A 26139-nucleotide genomic window follows, 5' to 3' on the forward strand; every position below is an offset into this window, starting at 1 on the left:
TATTAGATTAAAAATTGGACAAGGCTAAGCCTTGTCTTTTTTTGTGCATAAAATATAATAATTGTTTTTACTCAATTTCTCATGATAAATCAGGATAAAATAAAAAATGTTATTTTTTTGTCATTTCTTTGCAGAATAATATTAACTCATTGACTGGAATATAGATATAATATTTGGTGATAACCACTAATACATTCAAACAAATATTGTCAATCCTGAGTTTACTGATTTTATTGCAAATTAAACTTTTCTAAAAATCACATGAAAAAATTCTTCTCATTAACCCTGATTTTACTCGGGGCAATCGGCACGCTATTTGCCCAAGAACGTACTGGTAAGGTATCAGACGGTACAACAAATGCAGGTCTTCCAGGGGTAAATGTGACCGTTCAAGGTACTTCAACGGGAGCAGTTACGGATGCAAACGGGACGTACAAAATCTCTGTAGCTGATGGTAGTAAATTGGTATTCTCTTTTATTGGATTTACAACCGTTACCCAAGCAGTTGGTTCATCAAGTACGATGAATGTTCAATTATTTCCTTCAACTACTGAATTAAGTGAAGTTGTTGTTTCAACGGGTAGCCGTAACGTTCAACGTACCGTAACCGATGCTGCCGTGCCGATTGACATTATTGGAGCAGCAGATTTGAAAATGACTGGTCAAACTACATTTGACAAAGCTCTTCAGTACAGCGTTCCATCTTTCAATACGGTAAATACGCCTGTAAATGATGCCACAACGCTTTTAGATCCTTGGGAAATTCGGAATATGGGACCAAGTAGAACTTTGGTTTTGATTAACGGAAAACGAAAAAACTTGAGTTCACTGTTGTACGTACAATTCTCACCAGGTCGTGGAGAAACCGGGGTTGATATTTCAGCCATTCCTCAACAAGCCATCAAACGGGTTGAGATTCTTCGTGATGGTGCATCTGCCCAATACGGTTCTGATGCCATTGCTGGGGTTATGAACATCATCTTGAAAGACAAATACGAATATACTTCGCTGAATTTCAACTCAGGCGTTACTTCTAAAGGTGACGGTGGAATGTATGGTTTAGCATTGAACGGTGGTGCAAACTTTGGCGTAAAAGGTTTTGTAAACTATACCGTTGATTTCTCTCAACAAAATTCTGCAGTTCGTTCGGGTATAATTCATGTACCAACTGAAATAGCAACTTTTGGTGGTGATGCTGCTTCGGATGCTTTGATTACCAATTATTTGAAAGATTATCCAACGGGTGGAAACATCAACGGAACAGCAGAAACTACTGCGGGTAAATTCTTAATTAATTTCGGAGTTCCAGTTGGCGATAAAAGCGAATTCTATGGTAATGCTGCAATGGTATTGAAAAGAGTATCAAGTTTTGCCAACTTTCGTACTCCTTATTGGAGACAAGACCGTGGCTTATTACACAGCCCGACCGACAATGGTGGTAAGAACTATATCACAGCCGCTACTTTAGCTTTCCCAACGGAAGACAAAGTAGATTTATACAAAGGATACATCGGATACGTTCCAACTTTTGAAGGTGATTTACTCGATTATAATGCTACTTTAGGCTTAAAAGGAGAAACAAACGGTTGGAAACACGATGGAAGTTTAACCATCGGTGGTAATACTCAGTCTTACACCGTTGATAATACCGTAAACCGTTCATTGGGAAAAGCAAGTCCAACCCGTTTCAAACCAGGTGGATACGGATTCAGTCATATTGTTGGAAATATTGATGTTTCAAAAGCCGTGAATGATAAATTAGGTCTTGCCTTCGGTATGGAAGCACGTTCAGAATCTTACACAATCGTTGCGGGTGATGAAGCCTCTTACGATAGACAGGGTTCAAACTCTTTTCCAGGGATCAATAAGTTGAATGCAGGCTCAAACCAACGTTTCAACGTGGGTGCGTACTTTGATGTGAATTATGATTTTTCAAAAGATTTTTTAATTAACGGAACGATTCGTACAGAAAATTATTCCGATTTTGGTTCAAAAACAGTTTGGAAAGTTGCTTCCCGTTATAAATTAATGGATGATAAAGTTGTATTAAGAGGTTCAGTTTCAACTGGTTTCAGAGCTCCAACATTGCACCAAATTTACGCACAATCAGTTCAAGCGGCATTTGCGGGGGGAACAATCCAGTTGTCAGGTTTATTCAATAACCGTTCTGCACAGGCTCGTGCTTTGGGAATTCCAAGTTTGAAACCAGAACAATCAACTAACTATACGATTGGTTTAGGATTGAATCCAACCAATAATCTTAGCATTACTTTAGATTATTACAGTATCAATGTGAAAGACAGAATCGTTTATAGTTCATCAATCAGTACGGATGATAAAAGTTTAGCCGTTCCCACAACCGATTTAGGTAGAATTTTGAAAGGAACATCAGTAGGAGTAGGTAATTATGATTTAGCCAGTGTCCAGTTCTTTATCAACGGTATCGAAACAGTAAATACAGGTCTTGATTATGTTATTTCTTACAAGAATATTATGTTAGGAAATGGAAAATTAGGAATTAATCTTGCTGGAAATTTTGTATTGAATAACTCAATTATCGGTAATCCCACAACACCAAAAGCAATTGCTGATGCAGGTTCAAGCATTTTGAATACGCAAATTAAATCACTTTTAACAGAAAGTCGTCCAAGGTATAAAGCAATTCTTGCATTCAATTATGGAGTTAAGAAATGGAATTTCAACTTAGCGAATACTTTGTTCGGTTCAACTTCATTCCAAGATTTGGATAATGGTGGAAGTGATATGGAAAATATCAAAGCTGTATTTACGCCAGCCGTAGTTTCTGATTTAAGTGTTGGGTATAACTTTAGCAAAAATGTATCATTCACGGCTAACGTAAACAATTTTTTAAACATCTTGCCTAAATGGGATTTAATTGCTCAAAATGCAAAAGGTGAATCGGCAATCAATACACCGGAGAAAAAAGCTTTACTGAGAGGATTCTTAGGATTCAGTGGTCGTTATGACATTCTTGGCTATAATGGTTCACAGTTCAGTCAATTAGGAACGATGTTTAATGCTAATTTGCAAATTCGTTTTTAATCGAAATTAAAAATAATTTTACTTTAACGCAGGTTGAGTTTTAAACTCAACCTGCGTTTGTTTTTATCCAAAATATGAATCAATTTAACCTTTAATCACAATTAAGTTTAATCCATTACCAAATACGGATAAGTCTTAGTAATTTTGCACTTCAATTTACGACTAATAGCATATTAATTTAAAAGCGAGTTCTTTAACTCAAAAATGTACGAGAAATAATGATGGATAAGAATCAAATCACGGGTTTAGTATTGATAATGGCAATGTTGCTGGGTTATCAATTTTTCTTTGCCCCAAAGATTGAACCAGAGAAACCACAACAAAAAGCAAAAACTACCCAATCTTCAATTACCCCTCAAAAAATTGTCACCATTGATTCAAATGCCGCAAAAACTGCCGCAGGAGATTTCGCAACGGCAGCAGTTGGAATCAGTAAAGATGTTGTTTTAGAAAATAAAGACATTAAAGTAACTTTTACCTCGCAAGGGGGACGTGTGAAACAGGTTTTGTTGAAAAATTATCAAACCTACACTGCTTTCGCAGAAAATAAAAAAGATCCTTTGGTGATTTTTGACCAAGATTTTGATAAAATTTCACTTGAATTACCGACGACTAAAGGAAATATTGATTTGAATAAATTGTATTTCAATACGAACTCGGTGGGTGGAATGGTTGCCGAAGGAAAAACGGATAAAGTTGTTTTTAATTTGCAATTGGCCAATGGACAAACTGTTGAACAAACTTATACCTTGGCAGGTGCTGGCTTTTTAGTGGATAATGATTTGAAATTGACGGGTTTGGACGGAATTTTAAAAAATGAATCCGTTAAAATGAATTGGGTTGAAAATGTTCGTCCAACGGAGAAAGATTTAACCGAAAACCGTAAAGCAACCGTTAATTATTTAATCAATGATGGTGAAAACTTCGACCAACTATCGGAGTCTCCAACGGGTTCAAATGATGCGAAATTAGATCAACCTTTGAAATGGGTAGCCTTTAAAAAGAAATACTTTTTATCAAGTTTTATTACCAAGAATGACCCAATCCAAAAAGCGGAGGTAACAGGAACTGCCAATGAGCAAGATTCTTTGAATATCAAAACGCTTCGTGCCAATATGGATTTGAACTTGGCGGGAATTAAAGCAGGAAAAGGTAATTTTCAATGGTATTTTGGACCTAACGATTACAACATCATCAAAGACGTAGCGCCAGGTTTTGGTAAAAATGTAAAATTGAGTTACGATATATTTTTGCCAATCACTCGTTACGTTTTTGTGCCTTTGTTTAATGTCTTGGAAAAGATTTTCTCTAACTATGGCTTATTAATCATTGCCTTGGTTTTGATTATCAAATTTGCTTTGTTGCCATTGACCTACAAATCGTATGTGAGTATGGCAAAAATGAGAATTTTACAGCCTGAATTAAACGCAATTAAAGAAAAAATTGGTGATGACCCAGCAAAGCAACAACAAGCTCAAATGAAATTGTACGGCGAAGTTGGCGTAAGTCCTTTGAGTGGTTGTGTGCCAGTGGTAGCAACCATGCCCGTTTTGATGGCTGTTTTTATGTTGTTCCCGAACTTGATTAACCTTCGTCAGCAATCGTTTTTGTGGGCAAATGACCTTTCAACGTTCGATTCAATTGCCACTTTACCATTTAGCATTCCTCTATACGGCAACCACGTCAGTCTGTTTACGCTATTGATGACCGTTTCGAGTATTGCCTACGGATATTATAATAACCAAAACACGCCAGACCAAACAGGACAACCAATTGACATGAAGAAAATGGCCTATATTACGCCCGTAATCTTTATGTTTGTGATGAACTCTTTGCCAGCGGGTATGAGTTTCTATTACTTTATTTCCAATATTGTAACGATTGGTCAACAAATTGGTATTCGTAAATTTGTGGATGAAGATAAAATCAAAGATATTTTGGACGATAACCGTAAGAAAATTGCTGCGGGTGGTGGGGCTAAAAAATCACGTTTTTCTGAATATATTTCTAAGCAAATGAAAGCGGTTGAAGAAGCGCAAAAGGCACAACCTCCAGTCGATAATAAGAAAAAGAAGAAATAAGTTAGCAATAGTGAGGGTGTTTTGTCCTCATTGAAAGTTTTAAAAACAGGCAATAGAATTTCAAATCTGTTGCCTGTTTTTGTTTCTTTTAATATTCCATACTTTTACAAACAAAAAATTAATTAAAATGAAACAAGGAAAAGCCAGATTTGATATTCAATTAAGTAAAGTAAATGCCCTTCTAACGGAATCCACGAACCACGAAAATCCAGCCCTTTGGTTATTTTTACACGATTTACGAACGCCAATGTTTATGTTGGAAAGTCTGTCGAAAATGTACGCTCAATTTCATAATAAAATTTTTTTTGCAGAATTAAATGTGCGATTCAAAGAAGTTGAAGATGTTTTAGGCGCAATTGATTATTATGCTGCTTTTCTACAAGAATTTCATGCTAATGAAAAAATACCCGTTTCGGTAAAAAGTTATTTAGAAGCCAAAACAAGAGAAAAGATTGTAAGTTTTAATGAAATATTGTTAAAAAGAGGTTGGAACAGCGGCAAAACACTAAGAAAAATTAATGAAGGCTTGTCCATTGCAAAATGGCAAAATCAAGAAGATGAAGTTGTAAATATTGAAAAATATTATTACAAGCAAGTCAAGAAAATTAATGAATTTGTTGTTAAAACTACCTTCAAATTTAATAACGTTGAAAGTGAAGTGCATGAATTGAGGAGAAAATTGCGCTGGTTAAGCATTTATCCACAAGCGCTTCAAGGCGTTATAAAATTGCATGAAATTAAGGCATCTACGAATGAATTGAAAAAATATTTGACGGCTGAAATTGTCTCTTCTCCTTTCAATCAATTGCCAGAATCTAAAAATGTAAAGCATCATTTATTTTTAGAAAAATATCAATTCTTGGCTCTAAGTTGGATGATTTCTGAGTTAGGAAAATTGAAGGATAAAGGTTTAAAAATCACCGTTCTAAAAGACGCTTTTCAAGAAATTGCTTTTTTGAAGGATGAAGAAGCCATGAACGAAGCCTATCGTGTATTAGGAGAAGAGTATCCTAAAATGGAAACTTTATTAAATCAAGCGGGCGTTGTGGCAGAGGGCTTTTTTCATGATAAAATAATAGATAAATTAATTTGTGGAGTGGATTGATATTATTGAATGGTAGGCAAAGAATTTCTTTTATTGCCTACTAAAATTAACATATATGAATAATCAAAATCAGTCATTAAAGATTTGGGCAGGGCTAATAACGCTTTATTTAATTTGGGGTTCTACTTATTTGGGAATACGTTTTGTGGTTGAAAGTGTGCCTCCATTTATGGTTTCGGGTCTTCGAAATTTTTTAGCAGGAACCATTCTTTTTGCTTTCGCAATTCTGTCTAAAAAATATCAAAAGCCAAGTCGAAAAATGCTAATAACCACCGCTTTATCTGGTTTTTTTATGCTAACGATTGGCAATGGACTAACAACTAAGGCGGCTAAATGGGTTCCTTCAAGCTATTCAGCCTTGTTTTCTGCTTCCGGCCCCGTGATGTTGATTGTTTTACTCTGGTTATGGAATAATGAAAAACCAAAACGAAAAGTTATCATGGGCGCATTCTTAGGGGTAGTTGGCGTAAGTATTTTGATGAGCCTAAAATCTTTGGCGCTTAAAGGTTCTGAACAATACTATTTATTAGGAATTATCTGTTTGTTTTTTGCTGTTTTAGGTTGGTATATTGGCGTAGTGGTGGTTAAAAATGCGAGTATCAACAATTATCACGCTTCACAAATTGCTGGAATGCAAATGATTATCGGTGGAAGTTTATCATTGATTTTAAGCGGTTTAATGGGTGAATTTGATAGTTTTCATGTCCAAAATGTAACCCCAAAAGCTATGGGTGCTTTTGCCTATTTATTGACTTTTGGTTCAGTTGTTGGGTTCTTGGTTTTCGGTTGGTTATCGAAAGTTGCTCCGCCTACACTTGTGGCTACCTATACGTATGTGAATCCCTTAGTTGCCATGATTTTAGGGGCTACTTTCGCTAATGAACATTTACATCCACTGATGCTGTTAGCGGGGGCAATTATTCTCACAGCAGTCGTGCTGATAACCGCTGCCAATCGAAATGTTTCGCTGAAAGAAAACTAAAACCATTTACTGGATGTTGCTAATTTAATCATCAGATAAAATTAACTATGAATCCGAATTTATTTTCTCCTCTAAAATTAAGAGGTATTACCCTCAAAAACCGTATTGTCGTCTCGCCCATGTGTCAATATTCTGCCGTGGATGGTTTTCCAAATGATTGGCATTTTGTGCATTTAGGAAGTCGTGCAGTAGGAGGGGCCGCTTTAATTTTTACGGAAGCTGCTGCAATTTCGCCAGAAGGACGAATTTCTCCCGCCGATTTAGGCATTTGGAAAGATGAACACATTGCTCCACTAAAACGAATCACTGATTTTATGCATCAAAATGGTTCGGTTGCAGGAATTCAGTTGGCTCATGCGGGTTATAAAGCAAGCTCACAAGAACCTTGGAATGGGCGAAGTTACATTACGCCCAATAATGGAGGATGGGAAGTCGTTTCACCGAGTGAAGTGCTACTGGCGGATGAAAAATCAATGTCAACGACGATTACTTTGGCAGGGATTGAAAAAGTGATTGAAGACTTTAAAAGCGCTACCAAACGAGCCTTAGAAGCAGGTTTTAAAATTATAGAAATTCATGCGGCACACGGTTATTTGGTACATGAATTTATGTCACCTTTAATTAATAAGCGTACCGATGAATACGGAGGAAGTTTTGAAAATCGAATAAAATTGTTGTTACAAATCACCGATGATGTAAGGGCAATTATTCCTGAAAATTTACCACTTTTTGTCAGAATCTCTGCCACAGATTGGCTTGAAAATGGTTGGACAATCGAAGATTCGATTAAATTATCGGCTATTTTAAAAGAGAAAGGCGTTGAGGTTGTTGATTGTTCTTCAGGAGGATTGACTCCACCAGAGAAAATTCCCGTAGGATTTGGGTATCAAGTCCCGTTTGCGCAAAGTATTCGTGAAAAAACAGGAATGACGACTGGGGCAGTCGGGATGATTGTGTCGCCTTCACAAGCGGAAGAAATTATTACTTCTGGAAAGGCCGATTTGGTATTTTTAGCCCGAGAAATGCTTAGAGACCCCTATTTTCCCATGCGAGCCGCTTATGAACTGGGTTATGATACTCAGTGGGCAAAGCAATATGAGCGAGCCAAACGAATTAAGAAATAGAATTTAACAGATATAAAAAAGACCTTTTGAATGATAGACTATTCAAAAGGTCTTTTTTATGTCTGCAAAATTCTCTACACCTCAAAGCGAATTTTACGATAAATATCCGCTAATAAAATAGTTACTCCTTCCACGACAATGGAATCTTCAAGGCTATAAAAATCTTGATTTATCCAAGCATTTGGGTTTTCTGAGCGAATAAAAGTAGAAACACTCACTTTCTGTGGATTTACATAAATTACTTGTTGAAGACTTTCGACTAATTTATATTCTGGTAATTTTTCGGATAAATCAAAGGCTTTGGTAGCAGGAGATAGCACTTCCACAATGATATATGGATTTGAGATGATGGCGGTTGAATTTTCTTTAAAAATCGGATTTCCCTTCACAATCATCACATCGGGCATATAATATCCACCTTCAAATTTTGGAATTTGTACGCCTGAATTACTTCCTAAAATATCAAAATCTTCGTATTGCTGATTAAATACTTGATATAATAACGCTATTAAAGTAGCTGTTATTTTTTCATGCCAATATGATGCCAAACCCATAGTTACAATCTCATTTTCGTGGTATTCTATTTTGAAAGGTAAGTCTTCTGCTAAAGTAAAATAATCTTCTTTCGGGGCAGGAACACGCACCAATTTTTGCGTAGTCACTTCCGACAAAATGGTTTCTTTTATGTTTTTATCAATAACCATAGCCTTGTTTTTTTATCAAATATAAGAAAAGTATCACAGACTTTAGTCTTTATGTCATCAAAACAGACTGAAGTCTTTATTACTCATCACACCCAATTGGAGCTCCTGGAGGCAATTCTTTGTGAACTGCCACTTTCGCCGCCGAAGGGTTCTTCATTCTCTCCAAAGCGTAATCTAAATGAGCCTGATAATCAGCCTCTTTGGCAGTTTTTTTAGTTTCCTCCAAATACGTTTTTAATTCTCTCAAGGCTTTTCCGCAAACGGCTTTTACTTGATAATTTGCCGCTTCGTTGGTACTTAAAGCCATTAAATGCGTCAAGACAATTTGCTCCGTTTGGAATTGCACTTTTCGATTTAATCCTTGATTTTTAGCCGTTTTGAAGGTTTTATCCAACACTTGCGCTATCATTTCTTCTAACCCTAAACCACCATTTCTGGCTTCGTATTCAATCATGCGAGAAGCTCTTTCTGGATGAAATAAAAATTGTAATGGAAAATCAGCCGCTGATTCTGCCGCCGCCAATGGGTCGAATGCTAAACCTGTACGTTTTTTAAACAATTCTCTCGAAGACATATATCCCGCTGGACGTGGAGGAATCAAGGAGATAATATTTTCTGGTAAAGTCAAAAAATCAGCCGAAAGGCATTTTAAGGCAGTTTCTAAGGCTTTTTGTTGCGTTTCTTTTGTAACGGATTTGGTAATAAATTGACCATCGCCACGCACTGCATAATGATAATCCATTGAACCTACCAATTTTGAAACGGCTTCAATTTGATAACGATGAATGTTGTAAAGTGGTACTAAAGCATCTTCTAAAAACGCCATCGGAACGCCCGTTCTAATCGTTTTTTCACCAAAACTTTTAAGCCCTTTTTCTCTAACTTTCATCAAATTTTCTAATTCATCCACTGGATTTTTTCCACCGTCCCACAAATGAGCGGTTGGACTCACAGAACCCGCCGAACGAGCATCTTGGTCGGTCAAAAATAACAATCCTTTATCGTGCGAATCCTTCAAAATTTTATTCAAAGCCACTTTTTCATCCGTTCCTTTCGGGAAATCTTGATAACCGTAAGTAATCGAAACTTTATCCCATTCGCCAATTCCTACGGCATAAGCATCGCTTAAATCCACTTCGCCTTTCGCATCTAATTTCACGGTTGGGTGCGGATAGTCCATCACCGAACCACGGCTGTTGATACTGGCGGTATAATTATGCATCAAACCTAAAGTATGCCCAACTTCGTGAGCCGCCAATTGACGCAAACGAGCCAAAGCCATTTTGAGCATGGGGTCTTTTTCGGGTTCAAGTTTTTGACCATTTTCAAAAGGTGAAAGCAAACCTTGGGCAATTAAATAATCTTGACGAACTCTCAACGACCCTAAACTCACGTGTCCTTTGATGATTTCGCCCGTGCGTGGGTCTGTTACGGATGCTCCATACGACCACCCACGAGTGGAACGGTGAACCCAATTGATAACATTATAGCGACAATCCATCGGGTCGGCATCGTCGGGCAATAATTTAACTTGGAAGGCATTTTTATAACCTGCCGCCTCAAATGCCTGATTCCACCAAGCCGTTCCGTCCATCAAAGCCGAGCGAATTGGTTCGGGCGTTCCATTGTCCAAATAATAAATAATGGGCTTAACCGCTTCCGAAATTTTAGCCGTCGGGTCTTTTTTCTTCAAACGGTGACGGACAATAAAATACTTTTCAATCGGCTCGCTCACGGGCGTTGCGTAATCCATGTATCCCAAGGCATTGAAACTTGAACGTGGGTCAAAAACTCGTTTTTCAAATTGATTATCTGGCAATTGCACAAAACTGTGGTGAACACGCAAGGTAATCGCATCCGAACTTGGTGTTACCGATTTCACGAAATTTCCTGCATCGCTTCCGCCCGTGAAAGTTAAGGTAACTTCAAATTCAGAATTTAATGGAAAGTTTTTGGTACGAGTCAAATACATCGCCGAACGAGATTTATCGGGAGCGTAACTTCCTTGTTTGGTATCTTTCAAACGGTCAGGAATTCCCATGGGGTCGGTCATTAAAAAATCCGTTGCATCTACCAAATATTTGCCATTTTCTTCGGCTTCAACGGTGAAACCCCAAAGCGTAGATTGTGCAAAAGATTGTTCGATGGCACGTTTTTCGTTGGCATCGTTGGTGATGGCACGGTATCTCAAATTGGGTTGAATGAGCATGATTTTGCGTCCAACTTTGTTAAAAAACACCACTTTTTCATCGCCCAATAGTCCACGGTCGAGACCAATATCATTTGAACCTAAACCCGCAGGAAGTGACGAAACGTACAAGAAATCTTGATTGAGAGAAGAAATTTCAAGCCAAATTTTACCCGAATCTTCATCCCAATAAAAAGGCATAAAACCTTCATATTTCTTTAAATTAGCCATTTTTTCGGAAATGGATGGGAGCTTCTGAGAAAATCCTTGGAAGGAAATTAGTAATACACAGAGGAATAATAGTTTTTTCATAAATGCTGATTTTGTTGATTTGTTTGTTAATGTGATGGTTGGTTTTGAATACAGTAAGTTTGAGATAAATGAATTGACATTTCTTTGCTTTAATCTTATTTTTTAGCTAATTCAACTACGCCCAGAGGGCTTAACGATAAGCGTCACTCGGCAAGAGCCGAGCGACTGCGGGGGCATTAAATCCAATAATAATAATACACTTTTTTAGACTTAATAAAAAAACTCATTAATTGTATTTCGTCTCTACCTATAATGTAAGTAGATGTGATTTTAGATAATATAACATTGTCTGAATTACACAGTATTTTTTCCCCAGAAATTAATGTAAAAACAAAATTGGAGTTCTCTTTCACATACTCTTTGACCATTTGACGCATTTGAATATAGGCTTTGTAAGGTTGGTATCCTAAAAAAAACCAAATGGCAACAGTACAAATATCATTATAAGTGATGCGATTAACATATTATCTTCTTTTGATGCTAATTGAACGAAAATTAGAAAAATAAAAAAGGACTGAATAGTATTCCCTGCAATTAAAGATAATATGTATTGATTTTTAGACTTTTTAATTAGTTTTAGTTGTTCCTCGCTTATCATTTTTTATTTTTTTGGGGATAATACTATCTCTGGTCTTAGCATCCGCTACTACCTAAAACATATAGAGGATCCGTTCATTTTTTGCCGTTGTTGGTGTTTTCCACCAACAACACTTGCGTAAGCAACTCTTCAAGTTTTAGGTTCTCCCGGGTCTGGTCGTAGGTTTAGCGAAGCGTTCCTACGACCTATAACTACATAGAGCGTCTCGCTCGTTCGTTAAATATTATAAGCATTTATTCGAGGAAAACCAACTCAATACGTCCTTTTCTATTTCCATAATAATCACTGCAACTACTGTGCAGCCATTCTTCTTCCTTTTCAACAAACCCAATTTCAACGGGATTTTGATGCATATAATTTAGTCGTTGCAGAGTCATTTCACGATTCGATAGTTCTATTGGATGATTATGTTGCATCCAGAATTGATAGTCAATATTTCGTTCATTTTTCTTGCCAGCCCGTCCAAACATCCAAAGCATCCATTCTCTACGGCTTTCAGAGGTAGATACTTCAAGGGTCTTACGAATTTGACGAGAAGTAAAACTCTTCAAATCTCGTACAATATCTGACAAATTGTCACTTTCAGTACCAATAATCATGTGAATATGAGAAGTCATAATACAGTAACCATAAACCTCCAAGCCTTTATTTTCTTGACAATATTTGACACTTTCATAAAATATATTCCTATTCTCTTCACGTATAAATGCGTCAATCCAATTTACCACGGTGAAGGTAACGAAGTAGAGTTTACTATTATCATGGAATTTGTATTTTCTTGCCATGTTTTCTTGATTTTAGGTGTAAAATTATTTTTGTGTATTCAACGAACGAGCGAGACGCTCTATGCGATTATAGGTCGTAGGAACGCTTCGCTAAACCTACGACCAGTCTCCGTTTCATAAGTAATCGTACAAAAACTATTCGTCCGATTGTTGGTGAAAAACACCAACAATGGCAAGTGGTAATGGCGAAAATACTTGTTATCTCACGCCCAAAACCATCTCCAAATCCTTCCCCTTCACCGTCAATAATCCCGGTTTTGGTAATCTTTTGGTCATTTCTTTCCAATTGGGTTCTTGGGCGTAAATGGCTTTTAGCATGAGCGTTGCCTTTGAAATTTGTCCGTTATTTGCCAAGGTAATTGCCGTCCAATATTGCATTTCTAAGTTTTTAGGAAACATTTTCATGGCGGCTTCGTATTCTTGCATGGCTAATTTCATGTCATTTACTTCCGTTGCCAAGTCGCCATTATTCATGTGTTCGTAGGCACGGTGCGTTTTCAATAATCTTTCCATTTCTACCAAAGGTGCGGCGTTATCGTCCACTCGCAAATCTACCAAATGGTTTTCGTCCCACGGCTTGCCCGTAGCTTCTCCTTTTACCACTAAAATGGCCGCTGATTGCTTTCCTCTAATATCACCGCCCACTTTTTGAGCCGCTTTCAAGGCTTCCAAAACTCGTTCTGCTAAAGGTAAATTGGCATTGGCTTCGTAAGATTTTGCCATCGCCGCAGGTACTTTATCATTCAACATCATATTTGACTGAACGGCATAGTTTTTCCCTTTTAGTTGTCCCGCAAAATCCACACAATTTTTGCCTGTGAAATTGGCTACATTTCCTTTGGCATCCACAATTCCTACCTGACGAACTTCTCTTCCTGCATCATCCGATAACAAAATATCAAGTGCTTCTTGGGCAGTTTTTCCTTGTTTTAATAAAGCCAAACCTCTGATTCCAAACGATTTATTGGTAAACGATTGTGTGGCAACTGCCCCAACGCCAGCCTCTGCCCACGAAACCGAAGTACCAACACTAAACCAATGACTTTGAACGCCAACGGCAATTTCACCCGTTTTTTCGTCACGGGCGACAATTGAAAAAGTGTGAGCCAGACCTTTGTCTTTTTTGAAAAATTGGGCATTGGCTTGATAAAAAAATAAACATAAGAATGGAAGAATATATTTTTTCATGTTGATTATCTGATAGTTTTAAAATTTGTTAATTTACGATTATTATTTATCCAAAGGCATTTCTTCCACCTCTTTCCAAATATATTTATTAAACCACATCCAGTTGTGCCATAAAGCCGCCAAACGTTCTTTGGGTTTAGTAATTCCGTGTCCAAATCCTTTATAAACAACCAATTTAGCAGGAACGCCCCTATCTTGAAGCCCCTGCAATAATTCGTAAGCATTAGAAATCGGGACTCTTTTATCCAATTCTCCGTGCTGAATTAGCGTTGGCGTACTGGCATTATTTATATTGGTCATGGGTGAAGTTTTCTGGTAAATATCTTTGTCGCTCCACGGAGTTGATTTCAAATATTGTCTCGTAAATGGATGAATATCAGTGCTTACATAATACGTTACCCAATTTGAAATCCCGGCTCCGACAGAAATGGCTTTGAAAACATTGGTATTCGTCGTTAAAAATGCTGAAATATAACCACCTTGACTCCAACCCATTGAACCCATTCTGGTAGTATCAATCATGCCTTTATTTTTCAAAAAATCCACGCCCGACATCACATCCCACATATCCCCAATGCCTAAATTACGCACATTCAAAGAACGAAAAGCTTCTCCGTAACCCGCAGAACCACGATAATTGGGGCGTAAAACCAAAGCACCTTTTTCAAGAAATTGTAAAATTGGATAGACACTTCCACCCGGTGTTGGCGTGGGTACATCTACGCCCGTTGGTCCACCGTGAATCATGACTAATAAAGGATATTTTTTTGAGGGGTCGTAATTTTTAGGTTTGTGCAAAACGCCTTCAATTTCAGCTCCGTCTTTACTTTTCCATTTAATGACCTCACTATTAGCCGTTTGCCAATTCTTGATTTGGGCATTCATATTGGTGAGCGTCGTAAACTTTAAATCCAACATTTCACCCGTTTGAACCTCAAAAAGTTCGTTGTAACTTCTACCCAAAAATGCTATCTGTTTTGCATCTTTTGAAAAACTTGGATTGTTAATCAGCTCAAATTTTGTTTGAATTTCTTTAAATTTTCCTGTTGGATTATCTGCCAAAAATAATTTTGCTTTGGTTTTTTGCGAAGCGGTAAAATACAAACCTTCGTTCGCCCATTCAACAACATTGATATTTTCATTAAAATCAGCAAGCCATTGTTTGGGCGATTTAGTCTGTAAATCAATGCTAAATGTCTTTGAGTTTTTGTAGTAATTGGAAACGGTATCGTTCAGGGAAGTTGTGTAAAGAATATTTTTAGAATCAGGCGACCAAGTACCCAAAAAATCTCCTCCGCCATTTTCTACCAAGGGAATTTTTTTCTTAGAAGCAATTTCAAGGTAGGAAATATTTGATGACGCTCCCGACTGAATGAGTGGATTTGGTTGGTGAGCAAAAGCAATTTTTGAACCATCGGGCGACCATTTGAAACTGGTAACCGTAAAATCGCCTTGCGTTAATCGGATAGGTTTAGGGAAATTAACGCAGGTTTTGGTAGAATCTTTGGGGTCGTAGCACGGTTTTTCGTTGGGTGATGGAAATAAATCCGCCGAAAAATCTACCAACCACAAATGCGAAAGTTTAAATTCTTCGTCATCCACTTCAAAACCACCGTAACGTTCTTTTTTTGATTTTAGACTTTTTGAATCCTTCTCATTCATCAAAATAGCTAAGGTTTTTCCGTCGGGCGACCAACTGAAACTATTAATTCCTTCCTCTTCTTTCGTAATTTGTTGTGCTTCCCCTCCATCGGCTCGAATCACATAAATTTGATTTTTATCACCTCTATCGGCCAAAAAAGCAATCCATTTATTATCGGACGACCAACTGGCTGAAAGGCTACTTCCTTTTGTGGTTCGGGTTAATTGAAAAGGCGTTTGCTTATTTTTTGAAAGCCAAAGTTCAGTATCGTAAGCATTTTCTTTCCAATCTGCCGTAGTTACCGAGAAAACAATATTTTTTCCATCGGGCGAAATGATGGGGTTTCCTAAGTTGCGTAAGGACAAATAATCCTCAAATTTTATGCTACTATTTTTTTGAGCATAAGTACTTAGCGAGAGTAAAAGTAAAAGAATGATATTTTTTTTCATGAAGTTGATGAGTTAGTCGATTTTTAGTGATAATCATTTTTTAGTCTAAATATCGTAAAAAAACATCAATTCTACGGCATGCGTAATCAAAAAGAGTCGTAAAATTTCCTTTTTAGCATTTATCAAGAAGGATACTCAATCCGTTCGCCCGTTTGTTTATAGCCTTTTTCTTCAAAAAAGCGTCTCCAACCTTCCGTCATGAAACCAATTCCGTAGCCAAATAATTGAACAAAAACGGCTACCACACTCAATAGTCCTACTTTTATACTTTTATTTTTCAAGGTTGAATCAATAAAATTTAGTAAAATATAGATTCCTAAAAAGATAATTTCTACATAAAAAAGTGGTTTATAACTTAGGAAAAAGATAGGAATCGAAAGGCATCCTAAGGTGAAAAGCATCGGAAATGTATGGACCAATTTTAGTTCTTTCGGGAAAAAACGACTAATATTTATGCGGGCTTTTCCGAAGAATTTTAATTGCTTAAAAAACTGCGAAAAACTGGTTCTGCGTTTGTGATAAATGAAGGCTTCGGGGATTAATCCAGATTTAAAACCCAAGGAAATGGCACGAATTGAAAACTCAATGTCTTCGCCCATTCTGGTAATAACAAAACCCTTCGTTTTCTCCCAAACTGCTCTTGAAAGTCCCATGTTGAAACTTCGAGGATGAAATGTACCGCCTAAATTCCTTTCACTGCCACGTATACCGCCCGTGGTAAAGAGCGAAGTCATGGAATAACTAATGGCTTTTTGGATGGGGGAAAAATTGGGATGGTCACGGTCTGGACCTCCGTATAAGTCTAAGAAATTGGTATTCAGTTGATTATCAACGATTTGGAGATAATTATTTTCAATTAAAGCATCAGAATCTAATACGATAAAATATTCCCCTCTGGCATAGTTAAAACCTGTATTTCTGGCAAAACCTTGTCCCATATTTTGTTGAAAGTAATAATTTATTGCTAAAGTTTGCTTAAATTTTTCAACTACTTCATTACATTTAATGACTGAACCATCTTCAATAATGACTACTTCAAAATTTGTGTAAGTCTGATTTACAAGACATTGCAATAATTCTTCTACTTCGTCGGAACGATTATAAACGGGAATAATAATGGAATATTTTCTGGACATTATGGTTAAAAAGTTTCCCGCAAATTACGGATAAAACTTATCAAGTCAGAGCGTTTCTTTTTAAAAAACCAACCGCAATTAAGTATTGGGCCAGAATGTAGGTACCCATGATGAGGAAAGTTTGAAAAGGAATTGGCACCACAAATTTATCAATCGCAATCAAAGAATCGGATAGTAGAAACAAGACTGCACCCAACAAAACCAAGCGATAACTTTCTGAATTTGCTTTTCGCTCGGATGCGGAAATGGCCATGATTGTAATGGTAATTATGTAGATTACGATAGGAATAAAGAGAGAAATGCCAATATTGTGTTGAAGTAAAAAAAGCATTATTACCGAAAAAATAATGAAGGAAATGCGAGCTAAAATATTGGTTTTTAGCCAATTAAGACTAAAAGTAAAAATATAAAACAGATGCGTAATTAGAAATGAACCTAAGCCAAACATGAAATATTTCTCGCCTTGAAACATTAAAAAAGTATCTCCTAATAGGGAGAAAAAGAACGCAATGAGGATTAATTTATCTTGAAAATTTCGTTGATTTTGCGTTTGAAAAAAGTAAAAAACCATTATCGAAATCATAATTAAAGGCTTTGTTAGAAAAACGCCCGTTTGATAATGTGTCATCCCAAAAATAATTTCGAGTATTGAAATGGTGAAGTATATCGTGGCAAATATTTTCAGATTCAATGACGTGAAGTTTTTAGGCAACGCAGGCAGGGTTCAAAACCCAGCCTGCGTTAATACTAAATTATTTTAATCGTGAATTTTTTTTTATATTTTAAAACTTTAAAGTCGCTGGTAAATACTTGGCTAACAGCTCTTTATAATAAGGCTTCAATGCCTCCGTGTCGGGAGGAGTTGGTAATTTCGAGTATAAATCATACGGATTAAATTTACTTACCCATTCAAACATTTCGTGGTCGTGCGCATCCATTAAGTGATTGTATGCCTCCTCACGGTGTTGTGAATAAAATGAGTGGTAACGAATCATGTATAAAGCTGGTTCTGGCAAATAATCCTTTACCATTTGATACAAATATTCATCATGTCCCCACGACATATTAACTTTTCTTAAACCACAATTTGGCTCATAAACGCCATATTTTGTGTTGAGTAATTCGTTTTCTTTATCAGGATTTAACTCAAAATATTCTGGATAAACAATTTTATCCGAATGTTTGCAACCTACTGGAAATGTATCGCCCACAACCGCCCATTGAGGTTCGCCAAAAAGACATAAAACCTTGCCCATATCGTGCAATAAGCCCGTAAGAACAAACCAATCGGGATGACCATCGGCTCTAATAGCTTCGGAAGTTTGGAGCAAATGTTGCCATTGGTCGAGTGAAGTATCTGGGTCAGAATCATCCACGAGCGTATTTAGGAAATCAAAAGCCTCCCAAATTGGCATTTCGGCTTTGTTAAATCTCAAATATTCCGCTTGTTTTTCCTTCACAAAATCCAAGGTTTGGAACTTGTGATTCAAACGATAAAATTCACGAACGGTATCCCTTACTGGGCTATCATAATTACGATATTCTTCTTTTGATTTTTGTTGAGATTCCTCTGGGTAACGTAATAAAACATCATCTTCCCAAACATCAAGACTCGACAAAGGAGCAATTTCTTTTTCTGTAAATTCCATTTAAGTATTTTTTCACATTTTCCACCTCAAAATTATACAATTTAACGGATAAATTAAATTTTACCCAAAATACTTTTAAAAACTTAAAAACGTTAATTTCAAAATCCTTCAACAAAATGTTTTTAAAAAGATTCATGCTCCTATTTTTTCTAACGGCATATTTTTCTGTCGTGAAAAGTCTGGCTCAAACGCCATCCCTGACGCAATTATTTTACCCAAATATCACTTTGCGGGCGGAATATATGCCCGAAACGGTTTCGGATAATGGAACAAAATTTGGTTTTAATCGGACAACGGCGATGGGAATTATTCCTTTGAGTACGGAAATTTCGACGGGTTTTGGGTTTGGGAAAAAGCTGGACATTCAAGCCAAACATAATCTTTTAATTGCCAATGTTTCTCAAATCAATCCAACCGTTGACGGTTTAGAAAAACCAGATGGGGGCTATAAAACGTTTGGAGCTACATTTGTGCAATTAAAAGCCAGCTTACGAGAGAAATTTTGGCTGTATGGCATAGGTGGGGGCGTAACGCAATCGAACGAGACATTCTTTAATCCTCAACCTTATTTTTACGGGGGTGCGGCACGTTTACGAATCTTGGGATTAAGGACGCAAATACTTTACGGAACGGCCATTATTTATAATCAAAAGTTTAGAATTATTCCTATTTTTGGCTTTACGAAAGCTTTAGGGAGCGACTGGAAAATATCGGGTATTTTGCCTTTCAGAGCAAGTTTGACTTATCAAGCAAATCCATGGCTTCATTTGGACTTTAATTCAGTTTATGATGGGTATAGTGCTGGTTTTCAAGAATATACGATATCTGAAAAATTGATTCGCCGACAAAATTATCAACAAGTTCGTTTTTCGTTATCGGCAAATGCTAATTTGTTGAATGTTTTTAATTTGGGAATTGAAGGAGGATTAGGCACTTTTAGGTACGTAAAGACTTTCAATTCTGCTAATGAAATGCTTTCAAATTTGAGTTTGCCAGCGGCTCCTTACGTGGGCGTTAGTCTTCGCTACATTACCAGCAAATCTAAATTGTCTTCAAAATTCATGAAAGGAACGGGGATTGATTTTTAAGCTTCATTTTTAGATTCAGAATTATTATTTTACGGAAGTAGTTCTTTTAAAAGTGTACTTTCGTCTCTCTTAATAAATACTTACCAATATTACGCTTTTTTAAGTTTGTGATAATTACCTAAATTTACTTCTCTGGCATAGTTTTTTAACCAAACCATACAACATATTCTTCGATACAAAATTTATTTTTATGATGAGGATATTCTATTCACCTTAGATTATTAAATCTGAACAATTGGATAGGTTATCTACACAATGCTATGTTTAGTCGAAAAATATAGTAAATAAGGTTGAATACTTTTTAAACGAAAAAAATCCTCCACTACTTTTACAGAAAATCAACGCTAATAACTATTCGTTAATCAGTCAAATGAATAATAAAATTACTTTTTCTATTTCTTCTGCTCTTCTATTTCTTTGTTTAATGTTCGTTGGATGTCACAAAAAAAAGACGGAAGATTTAAGTAAAAAAGCAGATCCACCGGCGGTTGTGGACGTTATGGTTGCTCAAAACCAAACAATTAGTTCTATTACAGAGGCAAATGGTTCGATTGTAGCCAATGAATTTGTTGAACTTCATCCAGAAGTCAGTGGCAGGATTATTTATCTTAATATTCCTGAAGGTACTACCGTTGCCAAAGGCACCATTTTGGCTCGTATCAACGACTCCGATTTACAAGCGCAACTCAATAAAACGAAAGTTCAACTTGATTTATCTCAAAAAACCGAACAAAGGTTGACAAAACTATTAGCAATTAATGGGATTGGACAAGCTGATTATGACGTAGCTTTAAACCAAGTAAATTCCTTAAATGCGGACTTGGAATATACCAAAGTGTTGATTGATAAAACCATTTTGAGAGCCCCTTTCAGTGGTGTAATCGGTTTGCGACAAGTGAGTCCTGGTGCTTACGCTTCGCCAACTACTATCCTCGCCACCATTCAACAAGTAGATAAATTGAAAGTAGATTTTACTGTTCCAGAAGAAAACTCAGCCGTGATTCGTAAAGGTTCTGTGGTAGAAGTTGCGGTGGAAGGGCAGAATAATTCGAGATGCAAAGCAGTGGTAATCGCCCGTGAACCACAAATCAACCAAACTACTCGAAACCTATTAATACGTGCTACCTTATCTAATTGTTCGGCAAATCCAGGCACTTTTGCGAAGGTTTATTTCAAGGCAGGTTCAGCCAGAAAAAGTATTACCATTCCAACAAATGCGATTATTCCAGATGACAAAAATAAGAAAATTGTGGTTATAAAAGGTGGTAAAGCCACTTATGTCATCATTGAAACGGGTGTAAGAAAAGAAAGTTTTGTAGAAATTACAAAAGGTGTTTCTGTGGGTGATACCATTGTAGTAGATGGTGTTTTATTCGCTCGACCTGATAAACCTGTTAAAATTAGAAGTGTCAAATCTAACGAACAATTGAGCTTTAGATAAGATTTACTTTTTAAGGTTCAAAGGCCACCCAGCGTTATAAGTTTCAAAACAAAACAGTATCTAAGCTAAGCAATGAATATTTCAGAATTATCCTTAAAAAGACCGGTATTTGCAACCGTTATGAATATCCTAATCGTTCTTTTTGGAATTGTTGGATTTTCATTTCTTGCCGTGCGTGATTACCCCGCTATTGACCCCCCGATTATTACGGTATCCACTTCATATACGGGGGCAAACCCTGACATTGTTGAAAATCAAATTACCGAACCGCTCGAAAAACAAATCAATGGAATTCCCGGGATTCGTTCTATTACCTCTTCCAGTACTTTAGGAAATAGTAATATTACAGTTGAATTTAATTTGGATGTACCTTTGGAGGCCGCCGCCAGTGATGTTCGTGATAAAGTAGCCCAAGCCGTTAGGGGTTTACCACAAGATATTGATGCGCCACCCGTAGTTTCAAAAGCCGATGCAAACAGTGATTTTATCCTTTTATTAGCTATCCAAAGTAGGAGTAAAGGTTTATTAGAATTGAGTGATTATGCCGAAAATGTGCTTCAACAACGTTTCCAGACCATAAATGATGTAAGTGGGGTGAATATTTTTGGACAGAAACGCTTTTCGATGCGTATTTGGTTGAAGCCCGACCGCATGAATGCTTACTCACTTTCATTCACCGATATTCAGAATGCTTTGGCTCGTGAAAACGTCGAAATTCCAGCGGGTAAAATCTACGGAAGTAATACCGAAATGACCATTCGTGCTTTGGGCAGACTGACCACGGAACAACAATTTAGAGATTTAATTATCCGTGAAAGTGTTACTGGAATTGTAAGATTAGGGGATGTCGCAGGAGTAGAATTAGGACCTGCTAACTTGGAACAAAGTTGGAAATTTAACGGTGTATATGCCGTTGGTTTGGCAGTTATTCCTCAACCTGGTGCCAATTATATCAAAATTGCGGATGAGTTTAATAAACGTTTAGCCGAAATACAGAAAGAAAATAAGTCAGACATTCAGTTCAAATTATTGATTGATAATACTAAAAATGTTCGCCAATCTTTGAAAGAAGTACAAGAAACGCTACTTATTTCGTTTGGATTGGTTGTCTTGGTGATTTTCTTCTTTTTTAGGAATTGGCTTATCGCTATTCGACCATTGATTGATATTCCTATTTCGTTGATAGCGACATTTTTTATCATGTACCTTTTTGGATTTACTATCAATGTTTTAACACTTTTAGGAATCGTTTTGGCTACGGGTTTGGTAGTAGATGATGGAATTGTGGTTACTGAAAATATATTCCGAAAATTAGAACAAGGAATGCCCATTCGGAAAGCAGCGTTGGAAGGAAGTAAGGAGATTTTCTTTGCGGTCATTTCAACCTCTTTGACGCTGGCAGTAGTGTTTTTGCCCGTTATTTTCTTAGAAGGATTTGTTGGTCGTCTTTTCCGTGAATTTGGGATTGTTGTAGCGGGTGCAGTGTTAATTTCGGCCTTTGTTTCTTTGACAATTACGCCTGTTTTGAATGTCTATTTAACTCGTAAAAAAGCAGGACACGGCTGGCTTTATGATAAAACTGAACCATTCTTTACGGGGATGGAAAGTGGCTATAAGCGAATTCTGCAAGGTTTTATGAAAGTTAGGTGGGTTGCTTGGGTGATTGTATTCGCTTGTGGATTGTTGATTTTCTTTGCGGGTAAAAATCTCCAAAGTGAAATTGCCCCAATGGAAGATAAAAATAATATACGTTTTACCATCAGTACGCCTGAAGGTTCAAGTTATTTATATACGCAAGCAGTTTCCGACCAAATAACTAACTTCTTGAACGATTCGATTCCAGAAAAAGAATTCGTTTTTAATGCGGTGCCAGGTTTTGGGGGTAATGGAGGAACAAACTCATCAATCGCTCGAATTGGATTAATATCTGCCGAAAATAGGATTAAGACGCAAGATGAAATTGCTAAAATGTTGAATAAAAAAATGGGCAAATTTAATAATGCCCGTGTCTTTGGCATTCAAGAACAAACGATTTCTGTTGGATTAGGTTCGAGAGGTAGTTTACCCGTACAATTTGTTATTCAAAATATTGATTTTGCTAAAATTAAAGATGCTATTCCTAAATTTTTGGATGCAGCTCGCAACGATAAAACCTTCCAAAATGTTGATGTAAACTTAAAATTTAATAAGCCCGAAATCTTAATGACTTTCGATCGTATTAAAATTAAAGATTTGGCTTTAACCACGCAGGATGTAGTAAGTGCCGTTCAAGGAGCTTTTAGTGGCAGACGTTTAGCCTATTTTACTATGAGAGGCAGACAATACGAAGTAATCGCTCAAGTTGAACGCAAAGATAGAACCCAACCAACTGACATCAACAACCTTTTTGTTACCAACACCCGTGGAGAACGAATTCCTTTGAGTGCGGTAGTTAAGTTGGAAGAAAGTAGTAACCCTCCTTCGCTATATCACTTCAATCGCTTGAAAGCGGCAACGGTTTCGGCTTCATTGGCAGAAGGAAAAACCATTGGCGATGGCGTTCAGGCTATGCAAAGAATTGCGGATAAAGTACTCGATAAGACCTTTCAAACTGCTCTTAGCGGCCCTTCAAGAGATTATTCTGAGAGCTCATCTAACACTGCTTTTGCCTTTGGATTGGCTTTAGCGCTGATTTATTTACTGTTGGCGGCGCAATTTGAAAGTTTCAAAGATCCATTTACGATTATGATTACGGTGCCTTTAGCTTTGGCGGGTGCCTTGGGAAGTCTATGGTTTTTTGGACAAACACTCAATATTTTCTCGCAAATAGGGATGATTATGTTGATTGGATTGGTGACAAAAAATGGCATTTTAATTGTAGAATTTGCCAATCAGAAGCGAAAAGAAGGTTTTTCAAGGTTAGATGCCGTCGTGGAAGCTTCGGCGCAACGTTTACGACCAATCCTAATGACGAGTTTAGCGACATCTCTGGGTGCTTTACCAATTGCTTTGAGTTTGGGAGCGGCATCAAGCAGTAGAGTACCTTTGGGAACTGTAGTCGTTGGTGGAATTTTATTCTCTTTAATCTTGACGTTATTAGTTATTCCAGCCGTTTACACATTCTTTTCAAGTAAAAATTATATCACTGAAGAATCTAAACTTGCCAAAGAAGAACAGGAAGATGCGGCTCATTTAGAAACAAACTAAGAGAATAAAAGAAATTAAATGAAAACATTTTCTAATTATACATTCCCCATTTTTTGTCTTATTTTATTAGTAGGACTGAATCCGACTTTTGCACAACAACAAATTTCGTTGAGCGAAGCCATAGATATTTCTTTGAAAAATAATTTAGATATTCAGATTTCAAAAAATAATGAAAAAATAAATAATATCAATAATAATATCGGAGTTGCCGGTGGGTTACCCAATATAACTGGAGTAGCAAGTACAAACGAGCAAATAACTGGTTTAAAGCAAGAATTGAGTAGCGGAACAAGTACTAATAGAACGGGCGTAGTTTCTAATAATGCTAATCTCGGTGTTACAGTATCTATGCTTTTGTACAACGGAGGACGAGTTTTGGCTACTAAAAAACGATTAGAAGAGCTACAACATTTAAGTCAAGAACAATTAAATTCAACGATTCAAAATGCTATTGCCGACGTAATGTTTAAGTATTATTCTGTGGTGCAACAACAAAATTTCCTTGCTACGCTAAATCAATCGATTGAGGTTTCAAAACAAAGATTAGCGCTAATTGAAGCCCGTAGAAACGTTGGATTATTGGGAGATTCTGAATATTTACAAGCTCAATTAGATTTGAATAACCAAACCCAAGCACAAAAAGCACAATATATTGTGATTGAGCAAAGCAAAGATGATTTGTTGAGAAGCATGGTTATAAATCCCAATACCGAAATTATGGTGAAGGATACTATTCTGGTCGATAAAGATATTCGGTGGGAAAATATCGAAGTAAATCTGAAAAAAAACCCTGCCTTTTTAGTAGCCGATGTGCAGATAAATATTAATAAGATTCTTGAAAGAGAAACAAATGCCCGAAGATACCCATCTGTTACAGTGAACACTGGTTATAATTATTCGATGAGTCAAAGTAGTGCTGGTTTTACGCTTTTGAATCAAAACTATGGCCCATTTATAGGAATGGCGGTAACGATTCCAATCTATACAGGAACGGTGAACACTCGACAAGTTCAAATTGCGAAAGTGAATACCCAAAATGCCAGAATTCAACGAGAGATTATTGACCAAAACTTTCAAAATATAGCCGCTAAGTCATGGGAAGCTTACACCAGTAATATGAAATTGATTGAATCTGAACGTCAAAATTATGCTTTAGCGCAAAAATTGTTAAAATTAATCACTCAAAAAGTTCAATTAGGAAATGCTACAACGGTGGACATCATTATTGCCCAACAAAGTTTTGAAAATTCTGGATACCGTTTAAATAACTTGAGTTATAATGCTAAAATAGCCGAGATTACCCTTAAACAAATTGGGAATTTGTTGGGAAAATAAGCACAAAGTAATAAAACTGAATTTTAAGTTAAAAATTAAGGCTTCGTATCCAACGAAGCCTTAATTTTATCTTAAAATTTGTA

17 protein-coding genes are annotated in these 26139 nt (G+C 36.7%); 9 read left to right on the top strand and 8 right to left on the bottom strand.

Features of this window, described 5'->3' with window-relative positions; all coding sequences use genetic code 11:
- Positions 1–261 precede the first annotated feature (261 nt).
- The 5 genes from AC1W31_RS01000 (at position 262) to AC1W31_RS01020 (ending at position 8355) form a co-directional block, all read left to right on the top strand.
- Positions 262–3063 (top strand): TonB-dependent receptor, encoded by a 2802-nt coding sequence (locus AC1W31_RS01000; protein WP_481732525.1) that lies wholly within the window; start codon positions 262–264, stop codon positions 3061–3063.
- Between the two features lie 218 nt (positions 3064–3281).
- Complete coding sequence (yidC, locus tag AC1W31_RS01005) at positions 3282–5144, top strand: membrane protein insertase YidC (RefSeq protein ID WP_481732526.1); 1863 nt, start codon at positions 3282–3284, stop codon at positions 5142–5144.
- Positions 5145–5271: 127 nt separating this feature from the next.
- Positions 5272–6249 (top strand): hypothetical protein, encoded by a 978-nt coding sequence (locus AC1W31_RS01010; RefSeq protein WP_481732527.1) that lies wholly within the window; start codon positions 5272–5274, stop codon positions 6247–6249.
- A 55-nt stretch (positions 6250–6304) separates the two neighbouring features.
- Positions 6305–7231, top strand: coding sequence for an EamA family transporter (locus AC1W31_RS01015; protein WP_481732528.1), 927 nt, complete (start codon positions 6305–6307; stop codon positions 7229–7231).
- A gap of 47 nt (positions 7232–7278) precedes the next feature.
- Positions 7279–8355: an NADH:flavin oxidoreductase/NADH oxidase gene (locus AC1W31_RS01020; RefSeq protein ID WP_481732529.1), complete on the top strand. Its 1077-nt coding sequence runs from the start codon at positions 7279–7281 to the stop codon at positions 8353–8355.
- Positions 8356–8429: 74 nt separating this feature from the next.
- On the opposite strand, the gene AC1W31_RS01025 is transcribed toward AC1W31_RS01020, so the two are convergent.
- The 8 genes from AC1W31_RS01025 to AC1W31_RS01060 form a co-directional block, all read right to left on the bottom strand.
- A complete protein-coding gene (locus AC1W31_RS01025; RefSeq protein WP_481732530.1) occupies positions 8430–9059 on the bottom strand; it encodes a Uma2 family endonuclease in 630 nt (209 codons plus the stop codon).
- A gap of 79 nt (positions 9060–9138) precedes the next feature.
- Positions 9139–11559 carry a zinc-dependent metalloprotease gene (locus AC1W31_RS01030; RefSeq protein ID WP_481732531.1) on the bottom strand — a complete coding sequence of 807 codons (2421 nt, stop codon included), beginning with the start codon at positions 11557–11559 and terminating at the stop codon, positions 9139–9141.
- 831 nt (positions 11560–12390) lie between these two features.
- Positions 12391–12942, bottom strand: coding sequence for an REP-associated tyrosine transposase (locus tag AC1W31_RS01035; protein WP_481732532.1), 552 nt, complete (start codon positions 12940–12942; stop codon positions 12391–12393).
- Positions 12943–13140: 198 nt separating this feature from the next.
- Entirely contained in the window at positions 13141–14130 is a 990-nt protein-coding gene (locus AC1W31_RS01040) for a DUF1028 domain-containing protein (protein WP_481732533.1), read from the bottom strand.
- Between the two features lie 42 nt (positions 14131–14172).
- Positions 14173–16221 (bottom strand): S9 family peptidase, encoded by a 2049-nt coding sequence (locus tag AC1W31_RS01045; protein WP_481732534.1) that lies wholly within the window; start codon positions 16219–16221, stop codon positions 14173–14175.
- Positions 16222–16343: 122 nt separating this feature from the next.
- Positions 16344–17357 (bottom strand): glycosyltransferase family 2 protein, encoded by a 1014-nt coding sequence (locus AC1W31_RS01050; RefSeq protein ID WP_481732535.1) that lies wholly within the window; start codon positions 17355–17357, stop codon positions 16344–16346.
- Positions 17358–17397: 40 nt separating this feature from the next.
- Complete coding sequence (locus AC1W31_RS01055) at positions 17398–17985, bottom strand: lysoplasmalogenase (protein WP_481732536.1); 588 nt, start codon at positions 17983–17985, stop codon at positions 17398–17400.
- A 154-nt stretch (positions 17986–18139) separates the two neighbouring features.
- A complete protein-coding gene (locus AC1W31_RS01060) occupies positions 18140–19006 on the bottom strand; it encodes an inositol oxygenase family protein (RefSeq protein ID WP_481732537.1) in 867 nt (288 codons plus the stop codon).
- A gap of 134 nt (positions 19007–19140) precedes the next feature.
- On the opposite strand from AC1W31_RS01060, the gene AC1W31_RS01065 reads away from it, so the two are divergent.
- The 4 genes from AC1W31_RS01065 (at position 19141) to AC1W31_RS01080 (ending at position 26056) form a co-directional block, all read left to right on the top strand.
- Complete coding sequence (locus AC1W31_RS01065) at positions 19141–20094, top strand: hypothetical protein (RefSeq protein WP_481732538.1); 954 nt, start codon at positions 19141–19143, stop codon at positions 20092–20094.
- Positions 20095–20464: 370 nt separating this feature from the next.
- A complete protein-coding gene (locus tag AC1W31_RS01070) occupies positions 20465–21535 on the top strand; it encodes an efflux RND transporter periplasmic adaptor subunit (protein WP_481732539.1) in 1071 nt (356 codons plus the stop codon).
- A 72-nt stretch (positions 21536–21607) separates the two neighbouring features.
- Positions 21608–24721: an efflux RND transporter permease subunit gene (locus AC1W31_RS01075; protein WP_481732540.1), complete on the top strand. Its 3114-nt coding sequence runs from the start codon at positions 21608–21610 to the stop codon at positions 24719–24721.
- 18 nt (positions 24722–24739) lie between these two features.
- Positions 24740–26056: a TolC family protein gene (locus tag AC1W31_RS01080; RefSeq protein ID WP_481732541.1), complete on the top strand. Its 1317-nt coding sequence runs from the start codon at positions 24740–24742 to the stop codon at positions 26054–26056.
- Positions 26057–26139: the final 83 nt, after the last annotated feature.

Source organism: Arcicella sp. (assembly GCF_964672035.1).